The sequence below is a fragment of the Leclercia sp. UBA2479 genome, assembly GCF_002341985.1.
GTDB lineage: Bacteria > Pseudomonadota > Gammaproteobacteria > Enterobacterales > Enterobacteriaceae > Enterobacter > Enterobacter pneumoniae.
Window position 1 is genome coordinate 258,135 of the sequence record NZ_DDPB01000004.1, and the last position, 25,179, is coordinate 283,313.

Annotated in this window: 19 protein-coding genes and 1 pseudogene; 7 read left to right on the forward strand and 13 right to left on the reverse strand. The window is 57.4% G+C overall.

Going from position 1 to position 25,179, the window contains the following annotated elements; all coding sequences use genetic code 11:
- Positions 1 to 63: 63 nt before the first annotated feature.
- From B3B59_RS04410 to B3B59_RS04435, 6 genes and pseudogenes are all read left to right on the forward strand, one after another.
- Positions 64 to 669: an ankyrin repeat domain-containing protein gene (locus B3B59_RS04410; RefSeq protein WP_286808170.1), complete on the forward strand. Its 606-nt coding sequence runs from the start codon at positions 64 to 66 to the stop codon at positions 667 to 669.
- A 108-nt stretch (positions 670 to 777) separates the two neighbouring features.
- Positions 778 to 2,319, forward strand: a complete 1,542-nt coding sequence (gene fdrA, locus B3B59_RS04415) for an acyl-CoA synthetase FdrA (RefSeq protein ID WP_286808172.1) — start codon at positions 778 to 780, stop codon at positions 2,317 to 2,319.
- Complete coding sequence (locus tag B3B59_RS04420; RefSeq protein ID WP_286808173.1) at positions 2,319 to 3,734, forward strand: DUF1116 domain-containing protein; 1,416 nt, start codon at positions 2,319 to 2,321, stop codon at positions 3,732 to 3,734. The genes fdrA and B3B59_RS04420 overlap by 1 nt, the downstream gene beginning before the upstream one ends.
- An 11-nt stretch (positions 3,735 to 3,745) precedes the next feature.
- Positions 3,746 to 5,290: a hypothetical protein gene (locus B3B59_RS04425; RefSeq protein ID WP_046886104.1), complete on the forward strand. Its 1,545-nt coding sequence runs from the start codon at positions 3,746 to 3,748 to the stop codon at positions 5,288 to 5,290.
- A gap of 121 nt (positions 5,291 to 5,411) precedes the next feature.
- Positions 5,412 to 6,362 (forward strand): carbamate kinase family protein, encoded by a 951-nt coding sequence (locus B3B59_RS04430; RefSeq protein ID WP_286808174.1) that lies wholly within the window; start codon positions 5,412 to 5,414, stop codon positions 6,360 to 6,362.
- A 17-nt stretch (positions 6,363 to 6,379) separates the two neighbouring features.
- Positions 6,380 to 7,759, forward strand: a pseudogene (locus B3B59_RS04435) (amidohydrolase family protein).
- A 428-nt stretch (positions 7,760 to 8,187) separates the two neighbouring features.
- On the opposite strand, the gene B3B59_RS04440 reads toward B3B59_RS04435, so the two are convergent.
- A complete protein-coding gene (locus B3B59_RS04440; protein WP_286808175.1) occupies positions 8,188 to 8,790 on the reverse strand; it encodes a short chain dehydrogenase in 603 nt (200 codons plus the stop codon).
- 97 nt (positions 8,791 to 8,887) lie between these two features.
- Between B3B59_RS04440 and B3B59_RS04445 the strand changes: the two genes are divergently transcribed.
- Complete coding sequence (locus B3B59_RS04445; RefSeq protein WP_286808176.1) at positions 8,888 to 9,778, forward strand: LysR family transcriptional regulator; 891 nt, start codon at positions 8,888 to 8,890, stop codon at positions 9,776 to 9,778.
- On the opposite strand, the gene B3B59_RS04450 is transcribed toward B3B59_RS04445, so the two are convergent.
- The 12 genes from B3B59_RS04450 to B3B59_RS04500 form a co-directional block, all read right to left on the reverse strand.
- Positions 9,775 to 10,335, reverse strand: a complete 561-nt coding sequence (locus B3B59_RS04450; RefSeq protein ID WP_040074328.1) for an Ail/Lom family outer membrane beta-barrel protein — start codon at positions 10,333 to 10,335, stop codon at positions 9,775 to 9,777. The two genes, B3B59_RS04445 and B3B59_RS04450, sit on opposite strands and share 4 nt — an antisense overlap.
- Positions 10,336 to 10,736: 401 nt before the next feature.
- Entirely contained in the window at positions 10,737 to 11,132 is a 396-nt protein-coding gene (locus tag B3B59_RS04455) for a hypothetical protein (RefSeq protein WP_286808178.1), read from the reverse strand.
- Between the two features lie 47 nt (positions 11,133 to 11,179).
- Positions 11,180 to 11,644, reverse strand: coding sequence for a hypothetical protein (locus B3B59_RS04460; RefSeq protein ID WP_286808180.1), 465 nt, complete (start codon positions 11,642 to 11,644; stop codon positions 11,180 to 11,182).
- Between the two features lie 110 nt (positions 11,645 to 11,754).
- Positions 11,755 to 11,886: a DUF6966 domain-containing protein gene (locus B3B59_RS20465; RefSeq protein WP_414671902.1), complete on the reverse strand. Its 132-nt coding sequence runs from the start codon at positions 11,884 to 11,886 to the stop codon at positions 11,755 to 11,757.
- Positions 11,887 to 11,991: 105 nt separating this feature from the next.
- Positions 11,992 to 12,411: an SMI1/KNR4 family protein gene (locus B3B59_RS04465; protein ID WP_286808182.1), complete on the reverse strand. Its 420-nt coding sequence runs from the start codon at positions 12,409 to 12,411 to the stop codon at positions 11,992 to 11,994.
- Positions 12,412 to 12,419: 8 nt separating this feature from the next.
- Complete coding sequence (locus B3B59_RS20415) at positions 12,420 to 12,644, reverse strand: HNH/ENDO VII family nuclease (RefSeq protein WP_349676939.1); 225 nt, start codon at positions 12,642 to 12,644, stop codon at positions 12,420 to 12,422.
- A gap of 20 nt (positions 12,645 to 12,664) precedes the next feature.
- Positions 12,665 to 13,087, reverse strand: coding sequence for an Imm63 family immunity protein (locus tag B3B59_RS04475; RefSeq protein ID WP_212476327.1), 423 nt, complete (start codon positions 13,085 to 13,087; stop codon positions 12,665 to 12,667).
- A gap of 312 nt (positions 13,088 to 13,399) precedes the next feature.
- On the reverse strand, positions 13,400 to 13,675 hold the full coding sequence (locus tag B3B59_RS04480; RefSeq protein ID WP_286808183.1) for a DUF6966 domain-containing protein: 276 nt from the start codon (positions 13,673 to 13,675) through the stop codon (positions 13,400 to 13,402).
- A gap of 8 nt (positions 13,676 to 13,683) precedes the next feature.
- On the reverse strand, positions 13,684 to 14,100 hold the full coding sequence (locus B3B59_RS04485) for an Imm63 family immunity protein (RefSeq protein ID WP_212476323.1): 417 nt from the start codon (positions 14,098 to 14,100) through the stop codon (positions 13,684 to 13,686).
- 1 nt (position 14,101) lies between these two features.
- The gene (locus tag B3B59_RS04490; protein ID WP_286808184.1) at positions 14,102 to 22,753 is read right to left on the reverse strand and encodes a hemagglutinin repeat-containing protein; all 8,652 of its coding nucleotides are present in this window, start codon (positions 22,751 to 22,753) and stop codon (positions 14,102 to 14,104) included.
- A complete protein-coding gene (locus tag B3B59_RS04495; RefSeq protein ID WP_046886095.1) occupies positions 22,746 to 23,294 on the reverse strand; it encodes a toxin-activating lysine-acyltransferase in 549 nt (182 codons plus the stop codon). Before B3B59_RS04495 ends, B3B59_RS04490 begins: the two co-directional genes overlap by 8 nt.
- The gene (locus tag B3B59_RS04500; protein WP_154298875.1) at positions 23,294 to 24,916 is read right to left on the reverse strand and encodes a ShlB/FhaC/HecB family hemolysin secretion/activation protein; all 1,623 of its coding nucleotides are present in this window, start codon (positions 24,914 to 24,916) and stop codon (positions 23,294 to 23,296) included. Before B3B59_RS04500 ends, B3B59_RS04495 begins: the two co-directional genes overlap by 1 nt.
- Positions 24,917 to 25,179 lie beyond the last annotated feature (263 nt).

A 25,179-nucleotide genomic window follows, 5' to 3' on the forward strand; every position in this document is an offset into this window, starting at 1 on the left:
TTCTTTTCCGGGATCGCTGTTGCTATTCTCAACGCATCAGAAAGGAAAACCAGGAGTGTGAATATGTCTGCGAATGAACTCGTCACGGAATTTCTCGTTGCCGCTGAACAAGGTGATACCGAGGGGCTTAAAGCCTGTCTGGCGAAAGGGGTAGATATCAATGCCACTAACCGTCAAAAACGCACCGCCATTATCATTGCCAGTCTGAATAAGCATTATCCCTGCGTTGAACTCTTAATTGCTGCCGGTGCGAATATCGACCAGCAGGATCACACCTGCTTCAACCCCTTTTTAATTAGCTGCCTGACTAACGATTTAACCCTGCTGCGAATCGTACTGCCCGCAAACCCGGATCTGGATCGCCTCACCCGCTTTGGCGGCGTGGGCATTACGCCGGCCAGCGAAAAAGGGCATGTAGAGATTGTGCGCGATCTGCTGGCGAAAACGGATATCAACGTTAACCATACTAATTTCGTGGGCTGGACGCCGTTGCTGGAAGCCATCGTGCTTAACGATGGCGGGGCGAAACAGCAAGAGATCGTCAAACTCCTGCTTGATCATGGCGCGAACCCTCACATGACCGATAAATACGGTAAGTCTCCGCTCGAACTGGCGCGCGAAAAAGGCTTTAACGAAATCGCCGAACTGCTGATCGCCGCAGGCGCGTAATTCAGCGCGGCCAGCTGTCCGGCTGGCCTGAAATAACAGAACCCTTTTTACCATCATGCCAAATGGCAGGATGGCGGCCACCCTTTTGCCCGAATTCGGGAGGAAATCATGCCAACCAAAATCGTTGTGAAAAAGAACAGTTATTTCGACTCTGTCTCGTTGATGTCGGTTTCAACAAAAGCCAATAAATTACCGGGCGTAGAGCAGGCCTTTGTCGCCATGGCGACTGAAATGAATAAAGGGGTATTACGCAATCTCGGCTTACTGACCCCGGAATTAGAGGCGGCCAAAAACGGCGATCTGATGATTGTCATTAAAGGCGATGCCGCCAACGACGACACCCTGGCCGCCATCGAAGCCCTCTTCGTCCGTAAAGAGAGCGCGGGCGCTCACGAAGCGCGCTATGCGACGCTAACCAGCGCCAAAAAACACCGTCCGGAAGCAAACCTTGCCGTGATCTCGGTAAATGGCACCTTTGCCGCCCGCGAAGCGCGCCAGGCCCTGGAAAACGACCTGAACGTAATGCTCTTTTCCGACAATGTGTCGCTCGACGACGAGCTGGCGCTGAAGCAGCTGGCGCACCAGAAAGGGCTGCTGATGATGGGGCCGGACTGCGGCACCGCCATCATCAACGGCGCGGGGCTCTGCTTCGCCAACGCGGTACGCCGTGGGCCAATCGGTATTGTGGGCGCCTCCGGCACCGGCAGCCAGGAGCTGAGCGTGCGCATCCACGAATTTGGCGGCGGCGTCTCGCAGCTGATTGGCACCGGCGGGCGCGATCTGAGCGAAAAAATTGGCGGCCTGATGATGCTCGATGCCATCGACATGCTGGAGGCGGATGAGGGTACCCAGACGATCGCGCTGATCTCCAAGCCGCCCGCCCCGGCGGTGGCGGAAAAAGTGCTGGCCCGCGCACGCGCCTGCCGCAAGCCGGTGGTGGTCTGTTTCCTCGGGCGCAACGATCCCCCGGCCGATGAAGATGGGCTGCAGTTTGCCCGCGGCACGAAAGAGGCGGCATTAAAAGCGGTACTGCTTACGGGTATTAAAAAAGAGTCTCTGGATCTGCATCCGCTCAACTGGCCGCTGATTGAAAAGGTACGCACCCGCCTGACGCCGCAGCAAAAATACATTCGCGGTCTGTTCTGCGGCGGCACCCTGTGTGATGAAGCGATGTTCGCCGCGCTGGAGAAATTTGACGACGTCTACAGCAACATTCAGCCGGATACGACAAAACGCCTGCGCGACATTAATGTCAGCCAGGCACACACCTTCCTCGACTTTGGTGACGACGACTTCACCAACGGCAAACCCCACCCGATGATCGATCCCACCAACCGTATCAGTCGCCTGCTGCAGGAAGCGCGCGATCCGGAGGTAGGGGTGATCGTGATGGACTTCGTCCTCGGCTTTGGGGCGCATGAGGATCCGGTCGGCGTGATGATCGACGCCATCAAAGAGGCGCAGGCGATCGCCAAAGCCGACCATCGCCCACTGGCGATCCTGGGCTATGTACTGGGCACCGATCAGGATCCGCAGTCCCTGGCGCAGCAGTGCCAGTTACTCACGGACGCGGGCGTGATCTGGGCCAGCAGCAGTACCAACACCGGATTACTGGCGCGTGAATTTGTCTGCAAAGGGGAGAACGCATAATGACCACCTTATTCAACCAGCCGCTGAACGTGATCAACGTTGGCATTGCGATGTTCAGCGACGATCTAAAAAAACAGCACATCCCCGTGACCCAGCTCGACTGGACGCCGCCGGGGCAGGGCAATATGCAGGTGGTGGAGGCGCTCGATCAGCTGGCGGATAAGCCGCTGGCCGAGAAGATCGCTGCCGCCAATAAAGTGGCCCTTGAGCGCATCATTCAATCTCATCCGGTGCTGGTGGGCTACGACCAGGCCATCAATGTGGTGCCGGGGATGACCCGCACCACCATTCTTCATGCGGGCCCGCCTGTGACCTGGGAAAACATGTGCGGTGCGATGAAGGGGGCGGTGACCGGGGCGCTGGTGTTCGAGGGGCTGGCGAAAGATATTGAGGACGCGGCGCGCGTCGCGGCTTCCGGCGACATCACCTTCTCTCCGTGCCATGAGCACGACTGTGTCGGCTCCATGGCGGGCGTCACCTCTGCCTCAATGTTTATGCACATTGTGGAAAACAAAACCTACGGCAACCGTGCCTTTACCAACCTCAGCGAGCAGATGGCGAAGATCCTGCGCATGGGGGCCAATGACCAGAGCGTGATCGACCGCCTGAACTGGATGCGCGACGTGCTCGGCCCGATGCTGCGCGATGCCATGAACATTATCGGTGAGATCGACCTGCGCTTAATGCTGGCGCAGGCGCTGCATATGGGCGACGAGTGCCACAACCGCAACAACGCAGGCACCACGCTGCTGATTCAGGCCCTGACGCCGGGGCTGATTCAGGCAGGTTATCCGGTTGAGCAGCAGCGGCAGGTGTTCGAGTTTGTCGCCAGCAGCGACTACTTCTCCGGCCCGACGTGGATGGCGATGTGTAAAGCCGCCATGGATGCCGCCCACGGTATTGAATACAGCACCGTGGTCACCACCATGGCGCGTAACGGCTACGAGTTCGGGCTGCGCATCTCCGGCCTGCCGGGGCAGTGGTTTACCGGCCCGGCACAGCAGGTGATTGGCCCCATGTTCGCCGGGTACAAGCCGGAAGATTCCGGACTGGATATTGGCGACAGCGCCATCACCGAAACCTACGGCATCGGCGGCTTCGCCATGGCCACGGCGCCGGCGATTGTGGCGCTGGTGGGCGGCACGGTGGAGGAGGCGATCGATTTCTCCCGCCAGATGCGCGAAATCACCCTTGGGGAAAACCCTAACGTCACTATTCCGCTGCTGTCGTTTATGGGGATTCCGACCGCCATCGACATTACCAAAGTGGCGGGGAGCGGCATTCTGCCGGTGATCAACACCGCCATTGCCCACAAAGACGCCGGTATCGGCATGATTGGGGCGGGCATCGTTCACCCGCCGTTTAGCTGTTTTGAAAAGGCGCTGTTGACCTTCCGCGATCGCTACATCCTATAAGGTAAGCATCCATGAAAAGCATGAAACTGGAGTGGAAAAGAGGTGACTGGGCGGCATATTTCGGGTTGATGACCAACAACCTGACCAATCTGCTGACCATGATGGGGCTGCTCATTTTTGTCGTCGGCATCCCGAAGGAGATTGTTTATGGACGCATCGCGCCAGCCTTCGGGCTGGCGGTACTGGTAGCGAGCGTCTGCTACACCTGGTTTGGCCTGCAGATGGCGCGGCAGACCGGACGTAACGACGTCACCGCGCTACCGTCTGGCCCGAGCGCACCGTCGATCTTCACCGTGACCTTTCTGGTGCTGATGCCGGTCTATCAGCAGACCGGCGACGCGGATTTCGCCATTCAGATTGGCCTGGTGTGGTGCTTCGTTGAGGCGCTGATCCTCGCGGGCGGTTCCTTCCTCGGGGAGACTATCCGCAGGATGATCCCGCGCACCGTGCTGCTATCGTGCTTGTCCGGTCTGGGTCTGCTGCTGCTGGCGATGAACCCGATGCTGCAGGCCTTCGAAGCGCCGACCGTGTCATTCATTGTGCTACTGCTGATCTTCATTAACTGGTTTGGCAAAAAGCCGATCTTTGCCCGTATTCCGACCGGCCTGCTGCTGTTGATCGCCGGGACGGTGCTGGCGTGGATCTCCGGCCTGCAAAGCCCGGAGGCGATCAGGGCCTCGATGTCGTCGTTCGGCTTTAACCCGCCGTCCGTCCATATCGACGGCTTTATGCAGGGCCTGCCGCACGCGCTGCCGTATCTGGCCTCCGCCGTGCCGCTGGGGCTGGCGAACTACATCTTTGACCTGGAGAACATCGAGAGCGCCCATGCGGCGGGAGATGAATACCCGACGCGTAAAGTGATGCTGGCCAACGGCCTGGCGTCGATGCTCGGCTGTCTGATGGGTAACCCTTTCCCGGTGACGGTCTACGTCGGCCACGCGGGCTGGAAGGCGATGGGGGCCAGCATCGGCTACACCCTGGCCTCCGGTGTGACCATGTTCATCGTGCCGCTGTTCGGGCTCGGAGCCTTTATGCTCGCCATCATTCCGATGACCGCAATCGTGCCGATTCTGGTCTTTATTGGCGTGGTCACCGCTAACCAGGTGGTGAGGGAGACGCCGAAAGTGGAGGTGCCCGTGATCTTCATCTGCCTGTTCCCGTGGATCGCCAACTGGGCGCTGACCATGATGAACAGCGTGATGGGGGCGGCGGGGACGAACGCAGCGAAAATTGGCACCGACGTGCTGCACAGCAAAGGGATCTATTACGAAGGTTTAGTCCATCTGGGCAGCGGCGCGCCGCTCGCCAGTATGCTCTGGGGCTGTATCGCTATCTTCGCCATCATCAACAAACCTTTGCGCGGCGCCGTTGCGGCGGCGGGTGGGGCGCTACTGGCACTATTCGGGGTGATCCACGCGCCGGTGGTCGGCTTCGCCGAAGGCAGTTCGCTGCTGTTCGTTACGGCCTACCTGATGATGGGCGGTATGTTCGTGGTGAAGCATGTGCTGGATAGCCGGGAAGCGGCAAGCGCGGCGGCACCGGTTTCTGAGTCCTGATAATGCCTGATGCCCTCACCCTAACCCTCTCCCACAGGGAGAGGGGACATGAACTCCCTCGCCCCCTTGGGGAGAGGGTAGGGGTGAGGGGAAAATATCGCACCGTTGCGAAGGAAAACAAATGAAAGAGCTCATGGTTGTCGCCATCGGCGGCAACAGCATTATCAAAGATAACGCCAGCCAGTCGGTGGAACATCAGGCCCAGGCGGTGAAAGCGGTGGCGGAGTCGGTGCTGGAGATGCTGGCCTCCGACTATGACATCGTCCTCACCCACGGTAACGGCCCGCAGGTGGGGCTGGATCTCCGGCGCGCTGAAATTGCTCACGAGCGGGAAGGGCTGCCCCTCACCCCGCTGGCCAACTGCGTGGCAGACACCCAGGGCGGTATCGGCTACCTCATCCAGCAGGCGCTGAACAACCGCCTGGCGGCGCGCGGCGAGCAAAAAGCGGTCACCGTCGTTACGCAGGTAGAAGTGGATAAAAACGATCCTGGCTTTACCCATCCCAGCAAACCGATTGGCGCGTTCTTCAGTGAATCCCAGCGTGATGAACTGCAGCAGACGCACCCCGACTGGCATTTTGTCGAGGATGCTGGCCGCGGCTATCGCCGGGTAGTGGCGTCACCCCTGCCGGTGCGCATTGTGGAGGCCGATGCCATTAAGGCGCTGACGCAAAAAGGCTTTGTTGTAATCGGCGCGGGCGGCGGCGGTATCCCGGTGATCCGCACCGAGGAGGGGGATTACCAGAGCGTGGATGCGGTGATCGACAAAGATCTCTCCACCGCGCTGCTGGCCCGTGAGATCCACGCCGACGTACTGGTGATTACCACCGGCGTCGAGAAAGTCTGCATACATTTCGGCAAGCCCAACCAGCAAGCGCTGGAGAGGGTTAACGTGGCGCAGATGATGCGCTATATGGAAGAGGGCCATTTCCCGGCCGGCAGTATGCTCCCCAAAATTGTCGCCAGCCTGGCGTTCCTGCAGCAGGGTGGCAAACGGGTGGTGATCACCTCACCGGATTCCCTGCCTGCGGCGCTGCGCGGCGAGACCGGTACCCACATCGTGAAAGCGTAAGTAAAAGGAAAAAGACAATGAATGAGAATAAAAGCCGCCGTGAGTTTATTAGCCAGAGCGGCAAAATGGTCACTGCCTGCGCCCTGTTCGGGGCTACCGGCTCCGTCGCGTATGCTGCCGATACCGCCGCACCCACCTGTGAGACGGGCAAACCCATGAACATCACCGCCAGCCACTATTATCTGGATAACGTCCTTCTGGAAGCGGGCTTCCAGTTTGACAATAACGTGGCTCTCAGCACCCGTACCGAGCTAAAAACGCTGGAGATCAAAGACGGCAACATAGCCGCACTGCGCGATAACAAAAGCCATGCGGATGCAGCCCTGCCGCACTACGATGCGGGCGGAAAATTGTTGCTGCCCGCGATGCGCGACATGCACATTCATCTGGACAAGACCTTCTATGGCGGCCCATAGCGTTCGCTGAATCGCCCGGCGGGGACCACCATCCAGGACATGATCCGACTGGAACAAAAAATGTTGCCAGAACTGCAGCCTTACACGCAAGAACGTGCGGAAAAGCTCATCGATCTGCTCCAGTCAAAAGGCTCCACCGTCGCCCGCAGCCATTGCAACATTGAACCGACCTCCGGCCTGAAGAATCTGGAAAACCTGCAGGCGGTCCTGGCGCGCCGACGTGCCGGGTTTGATTGCGAGATCGTGGCCTTCCCACAGCACGGTTTATTGTTTTCAAAATCGGAATCATTAATGCGAGAGGCGATGCAGGCCGGGGCGCACTACGTGGGCGGGCTGGATCCCACCAACGTGGACGGCGCTATGGAAAAATCTCTCGATCTGATGTTCCAGATAGCCCTCGATTACGACAAAGGGGTGGATATTCACCTGCATGAAACCAGCCCTGCGGGCATTGCAGCGGTGAACTACATGGTAGAAACCGTAGAGAAAACGCCGGAACTGAAGGGCAAACTGACCATCAGCCACGCCTTTGCGCTGGCGATGATGGATGAAAAACAGGTGGATGCTATTGCTACGCGCATGGCAGCGCAGCAGATAACCATTGCCTCTACCGTGCCCATCGGTACCCTGCATATGCCGCTGAAGCAGCTGCAGGATAAAGGCGTGTTTGTTATGACCGGTACCGACAGCGTGATTGACCACTGGTCGCCGTATGGCCTGGGGGACATGCTGGAAAAAGCCAACCTCTACGCGCAGCTCTATATCCGTCCCAACGAGCAGACGCTCTCCCGGGCACTGGCTATCGCCACTGGCAATGTGCTGCCGCTGAATGATAAAGGCGAGCGGGTATGGCCGAAAGCACAGGACGAGGCCAGCTTTGTGCTGGTGGATGCCTCCTGCTCCGCCGAAGCTGTGGCGCGCATTTCACCGCGTAGCGCCACCTTCCATAAGGGCAACCTCGTCTGGGGCACCGTGGGCTGAAGTGCATCTCTCCCTATGGGAGAGGGTTAGGGGGCAGCCTGTCCCCCTCTCCCTGTGGGAGAGGGCTGGGGTGAGGGCAACAGGCCGCACCGTCTGTCTCCCTCTCCCTGTTGGAGAGGGTTGGGGTGAGGGCAACAGGCCGCACCGTCTGTCTCCCTCTCCCACAGGGAGAGGGCTGGGGTGAGGGCAACATGCCGCATCGTCTGTCTCCCTCTCCCTGTGGGAGAGGGCCGGGGTGAGGGCAACAGGCCGCACCGTCTGTCCCCCTCTCCCTGTGGGAGAGGGCCGGGGTGAGGGCAACATGCCGCACCGCCCGTCCCCCTCTCCCTGTGGGAGAGGGTTGGGGTGAGGGCAACAGGCCGCACCGCCCGTCTCCCTCTCCCTGTGGGAGAGGGCTGGGGTGAGGGCAACAGGCCGCACTGACTTCATTAATACCCCACCTGATAGATCCGTCCGCTTTGCACCCCCTCTACGCTGCGGCGATAGGCTTGCGCCACCTTCGCGGCGGGCACGCTTTCAAACCCCGGGAAGAAGCCGTCATAGGCCTCTGCGGATTCAGTGAGCACCGTAGGGCTAATCAGGTTAATGCGAATACCGTGCGGCAGCTCGCAGGCGGCGGCGCGGACAAAGCCCTCCAGCGCCGCATTAACCGTGGTGGCATTCACCCCCTGCGCAATAGGCTCGTGGGCGATAATGCCGCTAATCAACGTAATGGAGCCCCCTTCATTCAGATAGTGCTGGCCGGTCAGCGCCAGGCGCACCTGACCGAGCAGCTTATCCTGTAAGCCTTGATTGAAATCGCTCGCTTTCATGGTGGTGAGCGGACCAAAGTGCACGCCACCGCTGGCGGAGACAATCGCATCCACCTTACCAATAGTGTCGAACAGCGCCTGGACGCTCTCCTGCGAAGTGATATCCACCTGATACTCCCCCTGCGTGCGCCCCACGCGAATCACCTCATGGCGATCGCTCAACGCCTCTGTTACCGCACGACCCACCGTACCGCTGGCACCAATAATCACGATTTTCATAGCCGACTCCTCTTGTTGTGTGTCTCCATTCTTTAATAAATAAAAAGTCGGATAAACTGGGTTAAAGTTAGATGATTACTAACCAGAGGTTTGCAATATGGATAAGCTTCGCGGTATGGAGACTTTCATCGCGGTGGTGGAGAGCGGCAGTTTTATTGGCGCTGCAACGCGGCTGGAGATGTCGGCGGTAATGGTGGGCAAATACATTGCCCAGCTAGAAGCGCGTCTCGGTACACGTCTGCTGGAGCGAAACACACGCCGCCAGAGTCTCACCGACGCCGGACGCGTTTATTACGACGAGGCGAAACGCGTCATTGAACAACTGGGCATCGCCGAGAGCGCCGTCGAGCGCCTGCGCACCGCGCCGGCGGGCACGCTGCGGGTCAGTGCGCCCACCTCGTTTGGTGGTTGCGTTATTGCCCCGCTGGCGGCCACTTTTCTGCAAAAGTGGCCAGAGGTACGGGTTGAGCTGGATCTGACCAACCGGCTGGTCGATCTGGTGGAGGAGGGGATTGACCTGGCGATCCGCATCGGCGAGATCCATCAGCAGGATCTGGTGGCGCGATACCTCTGCGCCTACCGGATGGTGATTTGCGCCGCGCCGGACTATCTGGCGCGTCATGGCACACCGCAAACCCCGGCCGATCTGGTGGATCATCTCTGCCTGTCGCACACGGTGTGGACTGCCCGCAACGAGTGGCGCTTACCGGGTGTGGAAGGGGAGGTGCGCTGGAAGCGTGACGCCATTTTGCGCTGTAACGACGGATATGGATTACGGATGGCCGCGTGTGCCGGAGCCGGGCTACTGCTACAGCCAGAGGTGCTGGTGGAAGAGGAACTTAATAACGGTAAGTTGATCAGGGTGCTGGAGTCGTTTACTCCGGCACCCAGGCCGGTTCACCTGCTGTGGCGGCAAGATTTACGCCCGCTGCCGAAGCTGACGCAATTTATTGCCCATCTCACCGCCCAGGCGGGGGAACCGAATTAGAAGCGGTAACCTACGGTCAGGTTCCAGCCGTTGATGCCGTAGTCGTCGCCCAGGTCTGCATTGGTGCCTTCGTAGCCCACGCCAATCGCCAACTCCGGCGTTGGGTTAAACTGCACGCCCGCGCCGTAAGCGAAGGAGGTCGATTTTTCAGAGATGCTATCGCGCTGGGTGTAATTATCGCCGCCGTTAACCCAGGTGGTATGACCGTCGGCTTTCACACGCGCCACGCCGCCCAGCGCATACAGAGATACGTAGTCGTTAATACGGTAAGCCGGGCCAACCAGCAGAGAGTAATATTTCGCTTCAATATGGTTTTTTACGGAGTCAGAGAACAGATAATAATGTTCATCTTCGTCGCCGCTCATATAGGTGAATGAGCCCATCAGGCTGACCGGAGAGTCCCACTCATAGCGATACTGAACGTTTACGCCGCGGATATTTTTAAAGTCTTCGACTTTACTCTGCGCATAACCGACAGAAACGGTTTGGTTATCTGCCAGAGCCGCGCCACTTGCCAGACCCGCCGCAACCAATACCGCCAGAGATAGCTTTTTCATTTTCCGTAATCCTTGTTGTCGTTTTTTATGTGTAATGCCGTATCTCCCCACCCGTCGGGCTGGAGATATTCCACTGCAAATTAAGGCGGTAGAATTGTTAGTTTTTTTACTGGGGGATAAAATAGGGAATAATCTTAAAGGCCGGAATAGTCCTGGAATTAGCCCCCCCTGTATTGGTAGGGGAGCACGTTTACTCATCATAACCATTGGTCATATTATTCTGGGTGTAATAATGCCGCAGATTAACTAAAAGGAGACGTAAAGGGTAACTGGCGAGCAAGGATTTTTTTCGCATCAGCAGGATCGGCATTAACCAATAATTGACCGATTCTGTTGTGCAGCTCGTCTAACTCGCTCAATTATTTATCCTGAGATTTCATGTAGTAGGTGAGTAGTGTCTGCTAATCAGAATATTTAAAATCAATAGTGATGTTGAGCTTTTTAACATCGGCCTTTATTTCACAGGCGTGCCAGAAAGAGGGCCGATGTGATGAGACGTTTTCCACAAAAAATCTCCTCAGCTCAACAAGGAGATCCAGCAAAGCTGCATTGGCTTGTGCGCCAGCAGTGAACCAGTTTGTCTCACCTGAGGAGCTGTCCACATAATCAAACTCACATTTGCAGTGGTCGCCTTCAGGCGACAGCTCAGCGCGCGCAATGATTTTTGCGGCACTATCGGGCGCTGCGGCTATTAAGACCGAGCCAATGTCATTATAAATATCCTGGGATTGACGCATCATTTTTCCTGACAGATAAATTAGTTCAAATGAGGCAATTTTTATGCCCGTAATCATCATATACCAGTCAGGCTAAAATTTGATAAAAAGCGTTGTAAATTATGCCATTATGATTTTTCCATCAACGTTGCGTGGCACAGGTGATTATGCTCCGTGTACTGAAGATGTATTGAGTGGTTCCCATATACGTATTTTGACCATCCATTGAGCCAGCCAAGGAGCATGTCGACTTTGCCTTCGCCAGACAAAGTGGGTTTTCCGAGCAATTTTGTAATGACTGTCCTGTCCATCCCGCCTTTAATTCCCGGGATAAAATTGCCTGTAAAAGGTGAATGCCCATCTTCATTGCCAAAGTAAAAATGAATATGACTTAAGCAGTCTTTCCGAAACCCCATATCGATACCAGAGTGGTAAAATTTATAGTACTTCGTTTTCCCATCAGGATCGTTATATTCGTCAGCATCAGCTGATATAACCGGGGATTCACCAATAGCCTGACACAGGTTAATAACTTCAACAGAATCTTCCCTTTTACCAAGGATATCTATAAAACTAGCCCATTCCACTGTCATTTTATAACTCCCCTCTGGCGTGTATTTCTTAACAATAATATCTTGTTTGTTAAAGCACAAATTCATAGCAAAAAAATTCCGCTAACCGAGTTCCAGGCAATTGTTAATTATCATAATAGGGTGCCCGCCTTATGGCCTGAAGAAACAACCAAACCCTTTCCGTTTCTATACAATACGAGATCGTGTAGACATCCCATTCCGCCATAGGCTTTTGTCAGGTAATGTCCAGGGTATGAGGCAATATACTAAGACCCTAGCGTTTTTGGAGCACCCTTTCTGCAGGCGCTCCAAAAATCATCTTTTATGGCTACAGGGTTTTCCTGGTAAAATATTTACCCTGGATTACCTTAGTTGCCATCGATCCAGACATCTTTCACCCAAGCGGCTAAATCAGGCCACTGCTCTTCACTATCACCATCGCCACTCCAGTATTGGACACGACCTTGTTGGTCTAAACAATAATAACTACCGTTATCTTCACATATGGGTAGCCACGATTCAGGTACGCCAACTTGTTTTGCATCATTTATAGCTGTTAACAACTCACCATAGAATTTTTTGTCTTCTGTAACAGACAATAGCTCGATTGTTCCATAATAGATATTGCCAACTTCCTTAAGAAGTTTCTTGTAGTCAGATGAAAAAGAAAAGCCTGTCTCTCTTTCATATTTAGAAATAAGATCATCATCCGGTAAAGGAATATTATTTCTCTCGTTCCCGGACACTAGCTTTAACTCTTCAATAACATCATTCAGGCTATTAGTCATATCGTTACCTATTTAAAGTCGTTAGCTCGTTGCTTCCAGTAATCAGGGCGCCATCTGTTGAATTGTGCACGATTTATACCAGAAGGTATGCTGTTATCGTTAATGTGAATATACATTTTAACCGCGCAGGCTTCGGCGCTCATCCCACCACAGTTTTCGCACTTATAGCGTTCATTTTCGGCCTTCACCTGCTCTTCGGCCACTTGCTTTGTAATTTTACCCTGCGTCAGCATCGCTGCGATGTTGCCCTCAATTATGTATAGAGGCTATCGTCGTAGGGTGCTTCAGCCAGAATTTTTTGAATGTCAACTCGCGCTTCCGACTCCCAGGCTGGGTTCATATTCGCCATTATTTCAATAAATTTTGGAAAAGCGATGCGCCATCCATCCCTGCCTTTAATCCGGTGCTCTAACTCATATTGGTAGGCAATCTGATAGGCGAATTCGGACATTATCCAATAAAGCAGCGTATTCAAAGAGTGAGTGACTTTTCGGGAAAACTCATACCCTCTTTCTGAGTAAATATAATTATATGAATCTTTTTCGAATGAAATATAGGGAGTGCCGTCGCCATAGGGAGCAGAACACAGATTCACTGAATGTTTTGGAAAGCCTGCTCGTAAAATCATCTCATCAGCTTGCCTTTGTATTTCAGCAAGATAATTGTTTCGTTTCATCTCCCGCCAGCAGGGAGGGGAGGTGATTCACATTGCAACCTGTCCAGGTCTTTTACCGGTGATAAAAAAACCAGATGATCAAACCTGCAGGCAGCCCCAGCCAGGTTAACTCAAGACATATCAACACATCTTTGAAAGAGAAGGGGAAATCCTCCTTCACATTCCATACTAATCCCGCACCGACTAAACGGCCAAGGAGCGTCAGGATAAACACGGCCAGACCTATCGCGCAGCACAGGTAAAAAAGGTTAACAAACGATCTACCGCTCTTTTTCATTCTTGAAATTCCCACCTGCGAAAGCAGATTTTTGTTCAGGAAAGAAGGTTAAACAGTTCGCGTCTGAGCTGATCGAATTCATTGTTTACACTCATCAAAACACTTCCGTTTCTGTACAGTACGAGATCATTCAGAGATCCCATGCCACCATAGAAATTTAGAAAAATGTATTTGGTATCATCAGGTGCACGCTCATATTGGTCAGCCAGTTTAAAAATACTGACTGACCATTCGGCATAACCACCTAATTTTAATAGAGTAGCCATACGTTCCATTTTCTCTACGATCAACGTTTTTTTATCGATAGCCATTTTAACGTTTAAGGGTAAAGGCTATCTTCAAAAGGGCTATTCATCAGTATTTCATCAAGATGACTCTGGGCTTTCACACCCCAACTCTCATCTATTTTGCCCATAAGTTCTACGATCTTAGGGAAATAGATACGTCGGCTGTCTTTGCCGGGAATTCGGTGTGCCAGTTCATAGTCTACTGCTATGGCGTGTACAAAATCATAGATTATCCAGTAAAGAAGCTCATCTGACGATGCTGTCACTTGTCGCGAAAACTCAAATCCTCTTTCTGAAAAGATATAATTATACTGCCCGTTTTCAAACGAAATGTATGGGGTTCCATCCCCGACAGGTGAAGTATGAAGGACGATCGCATGAGCCGGAAAACCGATTTTCGCTATCCGTGTTTCAACCTGTTTCTGTAGCTCGCTAATATTCATCAACATCTCAGTTCACCTTACGAATGTATTTATTGTCTAATAACCATTGCACATTTACGCGATCCTTCATATTAGGCAGGATCTGAATACCACCGCCAGGTTCCCCAAAAGCAGGTGCTATTTTGCCTTGTATAACGGGCAACGGTTTGATGACCTCATATTGATGATACTGTTCCGCTAACGTTCCCGGCGCTAAAGCACGCTGTTCCTGAGGGGTACCCAGCGGTGATAAGAATGCGCCATTTGTATTACCGTACCTGTCAAGCCTTGTTCCCACAGGAAGCGTTGCCTGAGCTGGCGCCTCGGCAAAACCTAACTTTTCAGGCCAGTTCCAGCCGCTATTTCCATTACGGTATTTATCATACTGAGACCATCCTGCTGCTTCCTCATCAGCAGCAATCCTGTTTGGTTCTGGTGTTCTTCCTGCTGTAGTTTCAGTTGGTTTTACACTGCCCGGCCCGGTTGGTTTTTCCGTCATGCCCTTCAGGCCAGTGAAGCCCGCCAGTGCTGAAGTCAGGGCATGAGCCTGCATGACTGTATCGTATTGTTTAGCTACATTTTCCCAGCTGTCATGCGATTCTTTTGCTATTGCTGTAATTGCCTGGTCGCGGGTAATGCTTCCTGCATCAAGTCCCTGAAGCACGCTTTCTACATTTTTAGCATCCTGCGGGTAGAGGTCTTTATACAACAACGAATAGGTGACGTTTTTGCCATATTTCTTCAGCGCTTCCTCTGCCGGACCAATCAAGGCTCTACAAGCTGCCCCGCCTTTGTTTCCATCGGTACATACTGACTTTATTGCCAGGTCTCGCGCTTTGTCTAACTGCCCGATGGCTGTTAATTCATTTTTTTCGTCCGGTGTGATATTTCCGGCTTGCTCTTTACGCTCCAGGACCCTTTTTCTTTCTGCTTCCTCCACGCTCAAATAGTTATTCTCCACCGTCGTCTTACCCGCCTGCGCTCCCGCCACGGCAGACGCAGAGCTGTCGCCCGCCAGCCCGCCGGACAAGCCTGCCGCCAGCGTCGCCAGCGCAGAGACCGTCTGCTTCTGGGTTTCATCCAGCTCATCGGCAGGTTTGCCATACATCTCGGTGGCGATCATCCCCACCAGCTCGCCCGTGGCGGCACCGGCGGCACCCGCCAGCGCGTTTTGCCCCTGGGCGGCGGCCAGCGCGGCGTTGACCACCGCGTGGGCCGCGACTTTGCCCGCGTCGTTCAGACCACTGTAGTGACCAATCACCTCCGCCACGTACGGCGCAGCACCGCCAGCAAGGGCCGCGCTGAGATCGCTCCTGGCCAGGCCCTGAACCGCCGCCGTCGCCGCCTGAATCGCCTGCTGATACTGACCGCCGGTGCCAAAGCCCGAGGCGCTGAGCGCGTCGTTGTAGGCCGTCTGGTAGATCTGGCCGTTAATATCTTCCAGCGTCGCGGTTTTGCCCGGGTTGGCTTTTTCCCACGCGGCTTTCGCCTCCTGCAGATCCTGTGCGTTGACGTGATTCAGCTTCTCTTTCGCGGCGTTAGTGGCCCGGATGCTGCCCTCGGTGCGGGCAATATCCGCCACCTGATTACCAATCTCGCCGATCAGCTGCGCCTGCTGGAGTCGCTCCTGCTCTTTCTCTTTGTCGAAGATAGGGGAGAGCGTCTGGTTGGCATGTTCCACGTCGCGGCTGAGCTGGTTGATATCCTGCGTCTGACGAGTCGGGTCGCGGACGATCAACGTACCTTCCGATACCGCCGCGTGCGTGGTGCTGCTGTCATGCCCGTCGCGGTTCGCGCCCACCAGCAGGCCGTTAGCCATGTTGCCAGCAAACTGGCTGCCGATGCTGCCCCCGGTGCTCATGCCCACGCTCTGGTGTTCCACTTCGAAATCGGCGCGGTTTTCAATATCGCTAAAGCCGATGGTGCCGGTATCGAGACGGTTTTTATCGGCGGTTGCCGTCGAGCCAATCACCGCCCCGTTGAGCTGGGTATGCTCGCCCACGGTCACGTCGTAGCCGCCTTTGCCCGCGAAGATCCCGGTCTGTTCCACCACCGAGTCGTAGTTGCTGTGCATCTTGTCGCGGCTGACGTTGACGCTGGCCGAGCCGGTCATGGAGCCGATGCTGAAGCTCCCCCCCGCGCTGGCGTTCTGCTGTTTCGAGTCGTAGCGATCGCTGTCCTGCTCGGAGGTGAGCGTCAGGTTGCGGCCAATATCCGCTTTCACGGTTTCGCCACTCACCTGCGCCCCGGTCAGGGTGGCGTCACGTCCGGTCAGGAGATTCACCTGGCGGCCCGCGTCCACGGTAGTCTCGCTGTGGGTGGTACCGTTGCCGCTCTCGTTGCCTTTGCCGCGGTTGACGCTGGCGGAGATGTTAAGGCCAAAGCCGCCGGAGCCCACGCCGATGCCAACCCCGACGCTGCCGCCCTTGCTCTCATTTTTGCCGTCCAGCAGCTGGGTGTTTTGCGCCGAGCGCAGGTACAGATCGCGGTTGGCGGCAAGGGTGATATCGTTGCCCGCCTTCAGCTGGCTGCCTTCCACGGTCAGATCTCCGTCCGCGCCGCGCGTGCCGCTGCCGGTAGCGATCACGCTGAGATCGCGCCCGGCGTTAAGGGTGCTGCCTTGAGCGGTGTTCTGCTCGCTGTACTGGGTCGATTTTGACGACTGGCTGCCGTAAGAGAGGCTAATACCCACCGTGTTGGTGTTAGAGGCATCCGCGCCCAGGGCCTGATCCAACCGCCCGGCCTGCGCGGCCTGCACGCCGGAGAGCGCCGCCTTCACGCCCTGCAATGCCTGCAGGCGGCTGCTGCCGGAGGATTTAGCCTGCTGGGAAGCCTCGACGGCGCTGTTCAGCGCGCTGCCGACGGTGCCGGAGAGCGCCAGCGTCAGCCCGGAGGTTTTTTGCTCCACCTCATGGGTCTGCTGGCTGCGGTTGTTCACCGCCGTGATATCGACGTTTTTACCGCTGAGGGCCATATCCTGACCGGCCACCAAATCGGAGCCGCTCACCGTCAGGCGATCCCCGGCGCGCAGGCTGAGGTCGCCATTGACGCTGCCCACCGTGCTGCCCGCCTGGGTGGCGTCCGCGCCGGTGTCGGTGGTTTTGATGCTCTGGGTGCCGACGCTAAAGCCGATCCCGCCCGAGCTTAACAGCCCCGATTTTTTCTCCTGCTTCTGGTGCAGCTCGTTATTACGTTCGGCCTGGGTCTCGACGGTCAGGTTGTTGCCTGCCAGCAAGGCGACATCGCCCGTACCCGCCACGTTGCTGCCGCGCACGGTGAGATCGTTTCCTGCGGTCAGGTTAACGGTGTCGCCGTTCAGCTCGCTGCTCTGCACCGTCTGGCGGTCAATCTGGTCGCGGGTGGTGGTGGTGGTTTTCGACAGGAAGCCGTTACCGCCGACTACTTTATGCCGTTCGTCCAGATCCTGCGTATTCTCGCCCGCCGTCAGGGTCAGGTTATTCCCGGCGCTGACGTTCAGCGCCTCGCCAGCGGAGAGGGCGGCGGCGCGGGCGTTGAGATCGTTCCCGACGGCCAGAGTGACGTCACTTTTACCCGTCACTTCGCTGCCGATGCTGTTGGTCTGCCCCTGTTTCAGGCTGTTATCGCCATCCCACACCAGATTATCGCGGCTGGCGGTTTCCACCGTATTCAGGGTCATATCCCGCCCGGCCACCAGCTGCGCTTTGCCGTTCTCGCCGCTGGCGATCACCTGCGCCCCGGTCAGGGTGATATCCCGCCCGGACTGCAACGCCAGCTTGCCGTCGTTGCCCTGCACGTAAATGCCGGAGACGCTGTTGATAGTGGTGCGGGCAAAGCTGTTGTCACCGTTCACGCTGGAGGCGCTGGTGGTGGTACTGGTGAGGGTGATGTCACGTCCGGCGCGGGCCAGCACGCTGCTGTCGCCCACGATGGCGCCACCAATATTGTTGATATCGGTGCGGGCGTTCAGGTTGACGTCTGCCCCCTGAATGGTGCCGGTCTGGTTGGTGATGTTGTCGGCATCAAGCTGCAACACATTGCGCCCGGCAATCGTCCCGCGGTTAAACAGGTCGCCGTTGAGCTTAATGGAGACGTTGTTCCCGGCAATCAGCGCCCCGGAGCCGTCGATATCTCCCGGTTTCACTTTGGCGTAGACCTGCGGGACCAGTACGTTTTCCATTGAGCCGTTCGGCATCTTCACCTGGGTGTTAACCAGCCAGACGATATCCCCGGTCAGGAGTGCCATCTGCTCCGGCGTCAGCGCCACGCCGAGCTTCAGGTCATACTGCTTACCGAAGGTAATGCCGCGATCCATCAGCGCTTTGTACTGCTCTTCGTCGTTGTTATAGCCGTCGAGATAGCGCTGGCCGGTAATGCCAATCACCTGCTCGCGGATCAGGCGCTGCTCGTAGTAGCCGTCCCCCAGCCGTTTCTGGGTGTTGTCGCCGTTAGCGGTAAAGGCGTCCTGCATGTAGTCGCTGCCGAGCCACTGGCGCTCGTTGGTAAAGCGCGGATCGGTCTCCACCAGATACGGCACCTCCGCCGACGGATTCACCTTGAACAGGCTGTTATCCGGCAGGGTGGTATTCGGGCCGATAATGCGGATCGCGCCGTCGGCCGGGGTCACTTCAAACTGCTGCCCGGCAGGCGGGGTCACCGGCTCGCCCGGCGAAACGGTCTGCTGCGGCGCGGGTTTCACGCCGGCAGCCTGCCCAATCGCCACGTCCGTTCCCTGCAACACCAGCGGAGTGATACTGAGATTGCTCCCCTCGACGCTGCCGTTGCTGACCAGTTGGCCCGGTTTCAGGGCGATATCCTGAATGGTGCTTGGCGGGGTGTAGGCCGAGCGATCCCGCCCCTGCTCGTCGTCGCCTTTGTGGCGAATACGGTAGTAGTGGGTGACAGTACCCTCATCGGTGGTAAAGCGCTGGCCGGGCACGTCCTCGTTCTTCACGCTGCCCATCTGGTCAATCCCCAGGGTGCCGCCCGCGATCACCTGGCTCTTGTCGTTAAACAGTTTGTCGCCGGTCAGGAGCAGGTTGCCCCCGGCGAGGATCTTCGCCGGGTCGCTCTCTTTGATCCGGGTTTCGTCGATCGTGCGGGTGTAGTTGTACTGGTTGAAATTATCGTTGCCGTGGCCGGATCGCTCTGGGGTGTTGAGGTTTTTCAGGCCATCGGAGGAGTTGTCATCCACCCACACGCCTTGCTCAGTCGAACTCCAGCGGTTGGTTGAACCCGTGTGCTGGTAGTCGGTCAGATCCTCCTGCGACACCCGCACCACCTCGGTGGAGAAGTGGTCGTTGATGTTGTTGATCTGCCCGGCGGCAATCGCCATATCCCCGGCGGACTCGATGGTCGAGCTGTGGTTGTTAATGGTTCCCGCGCGGGCGGTAACGGCGCCGTTGTCGTCCAGCGCGCCGCCGATAGTCATGCTGCCTGCGCTGTAGATCAGGCCGTGGTCGGCGTTATTCAGCGTCTGCACGCCGAGGTTCACACGCTCGCGCCCGGCCAGCGTCGCCGCGGTGCCGTTTTCGGCGAGGTTGTTGAAGGTATCCACATTTACGCCCACCGCGTCGCCGTAGATCCGTCCGGTGCCGATGTTGGTCAGGGTGTTCGCATTGATGCGGGTGGTGATCCCGTCGATCAGACCGGTATTGCGTACCGTGCCGGTGGCCGTCAGGGTGGTGCTCCCGGCGTTGATGTCGCCGCTGGCGAGGTTGGTCAGGTTGGCGCTCTGCACATTGAGGGCGCTGCCCGCCATCAGCTGGCCGCTGTTGGTGAGATCCCCGTCGGTGGTGAAGGTCAGGTTGCCGTTGGCGATGGTGGTGCCGGTATTGTTCACGCCGTTAGCGCTGTGGAGATCCATATCCCCCAGCGACAGCAGCTGGCCGCTGGCATCCAGCGACGCCGCGTCTACGTTCAGGGTTTTACCCGCTTTCAGGGTGCCGCCTGCGTTGACCAGATTCAGGCCGCTACCGCTAAGATCCAGGGTGTCACCGGAGGCCAGCGCCCCGGCGCTGTTGTTCAGCACGCCGCTGTTATCGATGTTCAGCGTGTTATTCGCCAGGATGCTGCCGCGCTGGTTATCCAGGGCACCGGTATTGAGCGTCAGGCTCTGGCCCTCCAGCCCCTGGTTTTCACCGAGGGTATCCTGGTTAACAAAGTTCAGGGCGTTGAGGGTCACGCTTTTGCCGCTGCGGATCAGCCCGGAAGCGTTATCCACCACGCCCCGGGCGCCGTCGAGGAGCAGTTCGCCCACCGACTGGATCTGCCCCCCGCCGTTTTGCAGATTCTGGCTGTGCAGGGCGGTATCGGCTTCGCCAATCACCCGCCCGCCGCTGCGGTTATCAAGATCCGTGGCTGCAATATCCGCCGCGTCGCTGGCGGCCAGCGTGCCCGCCTGGTTATTGAGGCGGTCTGCCGAGAGGTTCAGCGCCCCCAGGCTGTTAAGGGTACCTGCGCTATTATCGATGGCACTTGAGGTGACGTTCACGCCGTCGCCCTGCAGCACGCCTCTATTATTGATAATCTGCGTGGTACCCAACGACAGGCCCTTTGCCGCCGCCAGCTGTCCGGCGGTATTGTTCAGCGTGCCGCCGTTAAAGGCGAGGCTCTCCCCGGAGAAGGTGGTGCCCTGGCTGTTATCCAGCAGGCCGCCGTTGAGGGTCATGGCCCCGACCGATTTCAGCGCGCCGCCGCTGTTGCTAAGCCTGTCGAAACCGGCGGTCAAGGTGTTATTAGCGCCAATCTGGCCGTCGGTGTTGTCGACAGCGCCCGCGCTCAGGCTGAAGTCGCCGTCACTTGCCAGGAAGCCGCTCTGGTTGTTCAGCGCGCCGCTCTCAAGGCTGAGTGAACCCTGAGAGAGCAGGGAGCCGGCACGGTTATCAAACGCGCCGCCATTCAGGGCCAGGGTTGCCCCGTCGGCGATAATCACCCCCTGCTGGTTGTCGAGGCTTCCGGCGCTGATGCGCTGGGTTTTCGCCGCCTCGATACGGCCTCTGGCGTTGTTCACCGCCTGCTGGCTGGCAATTTCGCCGTCGCCTGCAGCGGCAGAGATCAGCCCTTGCTGGTTGTTTACCGTCCCGGCCTCCAGCCGGGTGTTACCCGTCACCGCCACGATCTGCCCGGCGGTGTTGTCGAGAGTGCCAGCCCTGAGCTGTACGCCGTTCGCCGCGCCAATCTGCCCCTGCTGGTTATCGAGGGTGCCCGGCAGATCCACTGCCAGGGTGCCGCTACCGCTGTGGGCGATTTTGCCTTTCTGGTTGCTGAGATCGTGGGCGCTGACAGTCATCGTCTCCGCGCTCAGCGTGCCCCCGGCGTTATTGAGTAATTTCCCGGTGCGCAGGGTCATTTCGCTGGCGTTGACCTTCGCGCTGGCGGTGTTGAGATCCCCCGCGCCGCCGTCGAGCAGGAGGCGTTTGCCCTGGGTCTGGCTGCCGCTGAGGTCCACCCCCTGGCCGCGGGCGCTGAGGTTGCCGCCTGCCAGATTTTGCCCGTGGGCGCTGAGCTGGCCGCGGGTGCTGAGTTCCAGATCTCCCGCGTCGGCGAGCTTGCCGTCGCTTTTCACCCCGGCGGCCAGCACGCTCTGCTGGCTCCCGGTGAGGCTTGCCGCGCTCACCCGGACGTCTCTGGCGGCGGTGATCGCGCCGCTGTTGTTGAGTTCGCTGGCGGTTTGCAGGCTGGCGTTGTCGCTGGCACGCAGGGTGCCGCTGTTTTCAATGCGTCCGTCGGCGGAAAGGGTCACGCTGCCCGCCTGGGCGCCGATGGCCCCGGCGTTACGCACCCCGACGCCGCTCTCGGTGCCGACCATGCGGATCTTACCGGCATACATGCCACCGAGGCTGGCCACGTCCACCGCCAGCTGCGGGCGGGTGGCAGGGTCGTCGCTGCCTTTTTCGATCACCTCGTGGGCAGCATCCACCCTGTTGCGCCCGGTGGTGACCTTCAGGTCTTTAGCCCACAGCCCGGCGTTAACCTTGACCGAGCGGGCGATAATGTCGGTGTAATCCGCGCCAGAGGTGTCCATCCCCGTGCCTTCGACTACCACCTCGCCGCGTTCGACGTTAAAGCCGGTCAGCGCGCCGTCTTTCATCTGCGCCTGACCGGTAGTCAGGGTAGCGCGGTTGGCGTTGATAAAGCCGCAGCCACTACAGGTGATGCCCGCCGGGTTGGCAATCACCACCTGCGCTTTTTGCCCGGCAACCTCAATCATGCCGTTCAGCTTGCTCGGATCGCGGGCGCTGACCTCGTTCAGGATCACTTTGGCTTCGCCGCGCGCCAGCCATGGGTTGCCCGCCACCATGCCGCCCAGATTGGTCTGCACGTTTTTGTGGGAGTTATTGAGGATGGCCCCTTTTTTATCCACATCAAACTGGGTGTAACTGTTGCGTGAAACGCCTGCTTTCGATGGCGTCTGGATATTGACCTGCGGCGTGCCGTTGGCGCTGTTAATCACCGTCGGCTGTTGATTTTTTGGCGCGCCGGTATTGGCCACGATGTTGGCCTGGGCAGGCTGAATCGCCCCCATCGCCAGCCAGAGCCCAAAGCTGATGGCACTGACTTTGCCAATCAGTCGGCTATGGGTATGACCTATACCGGAAGCGCGGGACGAACCGGCGCGGCCAGAGCGGGCGATATCCGCCACCACCATCAGCATGCCGCGCGCTTTGTTAAAGACAATTCGGTAGAGGTTCTTATTCATGGTTCGTTCCTTTAAACGCTTCCGGCAGGTTGACGGCGAGCGGGTGTTGCTGTTGCCAGACTCTTGCTTGTTCCCGGCTGACGCGATCGCCGTGGAACGTCATCACGCGCTTGCCGCGCTCGGCGCCCCGGTGATAAAGCGCGCGCAAGACGTGATCGGGGAAAATATCGCGGCGGATCAGGGCTGACATCGCGGAGGTGTGCCCAAAGGGGGCAATCCAGTCGCAAAACCAGATTCGGTCGCCGCTATCCCAGTCCTCCTCCGGCATCTCAATGGAAGCGCGCGTCAGATAACGCGCCTCTGACTCCTCGTTCAGCCAGGCCCAACTGAGGAAGAAAACCGGCCGATCCCCTTCGGCGATCAGCACGTACTGACGGCGCTTGATAATGGGTAACAGCAGCGTCGGCAGGGCGTGCAGCGGGGCATCCCGGTGCATCGGGGAGTGCATCCACAGCCAGACGGTGGCCCCCAGCACTTCGGCTTCACTCTCTTCCCCGCCGAGGATCAGCGGCGCTTTGATCTCCAGGTTTCCGATGCGCATCACCAGCTCCAGTTGAGGTTAAATCCGAGCGTGAGATCGCTGGTTTCAAAGCCGTCCGGCTTCGAGAACGGCGTACCGGCGAAGAAATCGTAACCGGTGTTAAACGCGCTCCCGCGCAGGCCGACCACGCCGCCCGCCAGATGGCGGCCAACCGGAATATCTGCGCTGTAACCGCCCACTTCGCCGTAGTCGGCGCCAAGATAGAGCTCCTGATTCGGCAGCGGCGTGCGCCAGGCCAGATCGTTACGCACGTACCAGCCGTGGCTGGCGCTCAGGGTGCGCTCACCGTCGAAGCCGCGCACGGTCCAGCGGTTACCGATGGAGAACTGATCCTGCGGCGTCAGCGGGGTGTTGCTCATCTGGCGCAAATACTGCACGTTGTAGCGGAAGTTTTGCGTTCCTATCTCAAAGGGCAGATCGAGCTGAGCGTTGAGCTGCGTGATTTTGCTGAGGGCGGTCGCCTCGCCCCAAAACTCTTCCGGCGCTGGCTGGGCACCAAACCAGCGGGTACCGCGTTGATAGCTGATGCCCGCATCCAGCGTCGCCTGGCCGATGTAATGGCGATGATCCAGCCCTACGCGCCATGCCGCCGTCTGGCGGCGCTGGACGCCGACTTCGGTATCGTCGATAAAGTTGCGCGTTTCACGGGTCATCACATCGTATGTGAAGGTGGTTTTTTGTGAGCCGCTGCGGTGCAGCACGCGGCTGAGCTGTACGTCGAGGTTTTTACTTTTGCCGCTGTAGCGGTAATCGCCATTCACCCCGGCCACGGTCTGGTGGAAGTCATAGTCGCTACCGGTTACGCCCAGCATCCAGTAGCCAAAAGGCACCGAGTAGTGGGCGGTGTAGTTTTTACTGCCTTTGCCGCTCTTGTCATTGAGATCGTGGCTGGCAGAAAAATAGAGCAGGTCGCTAAGGGAGAAAGGGTTGTCCAGCGACAGGGTCACGCCGCCCTGGTAGCGGCCGGTGGTTTCGGTACCGGCATCGTCCAGCGACAGGCCCAGACGCCACATTTTGCGCTGCTTACGGGTAATCACAATATCGCTCTCGCCGGGTTTCTCCCCGGGCAGCAACTCCATATTGGCTTCCACCGTCGGCAAGCGCTGTAAATTTTCCAGCCCCTGCTCAATGTCACGCAGATCCAGCAGATTGCCTTCGTGAGCCGGGAAGGCGCTGTAAAGCTGGATGTAGTCGTCGCTCTCGTCAGTGAGTTTCACGTGTCGCACATAGCCCGGCACGATCGTAAGTTTTAAGGTGCCGCTTTTCAGATCCTGCGAAGGGGCGAGCACGCGGGTCGTTATCCAGCCGTGGTCGACAATGCGGTTTTGCAGGGTACTCATCAGCAGGTTTATCCCTTTGCCGCCAATACAGCGACCTTGCGCCTGACTGGCGATGCGCTGCAGCGGTAACCAGTGCGGCAGAGCCTCCTGGCCGCTTAGCGCTACGCGTTTAATCTCAAAGCAGGGCGTTTCGATGGGAAAGTCGATGCGGCCAAAGCCCGACGACGGCTCAGACAGGCGAACATCCGGTACCGGCGGCGTTAATTGTTGTTCTAATGCTCTCTGACGTTGCTGCTGAATAATGAATTGGTTTTCGGGGTCTGCCGCATGGGCAGGGAGCATTAAAGACAGGCCAGTGGCTGTCGTTATTATCAACGCGAGACTGTGTCGGGCTATCATGGGAAATCCGTGCCGTGTAAGAAAAAAGGATGCAATGTGAATTTGTGTAAAATTGTTTAAGGAAAGGGAGTCGAATGAAAGGGGGATTAATCCTAAAGCCCGGAATATTCCGAGTTTTAATATCCTTAAATCTGGTAGGTAGAGGGCGGGAAGAATATATTCAACAGTAATTAGCGGGTATGGTGGAAATACCCGCGCAAGACTTA

Excerpts from the sequence above, each read along its gene's own strand:
- B3B59_RS04455 (WP_286808178.1), bottom strand. The coding sequence starts at position 11,132 with ATGATGATTACGGGCATAAAAATTGCCTCATTTGAACTAATTTATCTG.
- B3B59_RS04460 (WP_286808180.1), bottom strand. The coding sequence starts at position 11,644 with ATGACAGTGGAATGGGCTAGTTTTATAGATATCCTTGGTAAAAGGGAA.
- B3B59_RS04500 (WP_154298875.1), bottom strand. The coding sequence starts at position 24,916 with ATGCTCCCTGCCCATGCGGCAGACCCCGAAAACCAATTCATTATTCAG.
- B3B59_RS04450 (WP_040074328.1), bottom strand. The coding sequence starts at position 10,335 with ATGAAAAAGCTATCTCTGGCGGTATTGGTTGCGGCGGGTCTGGCAAGT.
- B3B59_RS04430 (WP_286808174.1), top strand. The coding sequence starts at position 5,412 with ATGAAAGAGCTCATGGTTGTCGCCATCGGCGGCAACAGCATTATCAAA.
- fdrA (WP_286808172.1), top strand. The coding sequence starts at position 778 with ATGCCAACCAAAATCGTTGTGAAAAAGAACAGTTATTTCGACTCTGTC.
- B3B59_RS04425 (WP_046886104.1), top strand. The coding sequence starts at position 3,746 with ATGAAAAGCATGAAACTGGAGTGGAAAAGAGGTGACTGGGCGGCATAT.
- B3B59_RS04485 (WP_212476323.1), bottom strand. The coding sequence starts at position 14,100 with ATGTTGATGAATATTAGCGAGCTACAGAAACAGGTTGAAACACGGATA.
- B3B59_RS04475 (WP_212476327.1), bottom strand. The coding sequence starts at position 13,087 with ATGAAACGAAACAATTATCTTGCTGAAATACAAAGGCAAGCTGATGAG.
- B3B59_RS04410 (WP_286808170.1), top strand. The coding sequence starts at position 64 with ATGTCTGCGAATGAACTCGTCACGGAATTTCTCGTTGCCGCTGAACAA.
- B3B59_RS04445 (WP_286808176.1), top strand. The coding sequence starts at position 8,888 with ATGGATAAGCTTCGCGGTATGGAGACTTTCATCGCGGTGGTGGAGAGC.
- B3B59_RS04495 (WP_046886095.1), bottom strand. The coding sequence starts at position 23,294 with ATGCGCATCGGAAACCTGGAGATCAAAGCGCCGCTGATCCTCGGCGGG.
- B3B59_RS04420 (WP_286808173.1), top strand. The coding sequence starts at position 2,319 with ATGACCACCTTATTCAACCAGCCGCTGAACGTGATCAACGTTGGCATT.
- B3B59_RS04490 (WP_286808184.1), bottom strand. The coding sequence starts at position 22,753 with ATGAATAAGAACCTCTACCGAATTGTCTTTAACAAAGCGCGCGGCATG.
- B3B59_RS20415 (WP_349676939.1), bottom strand. The coding sequence starts at position 12,644 with ATGCTGACGCAGGGTAAAATTACAAAGCAAGTGGCCGAAGAGCAGGTG.
- B3B59_RS04440 (WP_286808175.1), bottom strand. The coding sequence starts at position 8,790 with ATGAAAATCGTGATTATTGGTGCCAGCGGTACGGTGGGTCGTGCGGTA.
- B3B59_RS04465 (WP_286808182.1), bottom strand. The coding sequence starts at position 12,411 with ATGACTAATAGCCTGAATGATGTTATTGAAGAGTTAAAGCTAGTGTCC.
- B3B59_RS04480 (WP_286808183.1), bottom strand. The coding sequence starts at position 13,675 with ATGGCTATCGATAAAAAAACGTTGATCGTAGAGAAAATGGAACGTATG.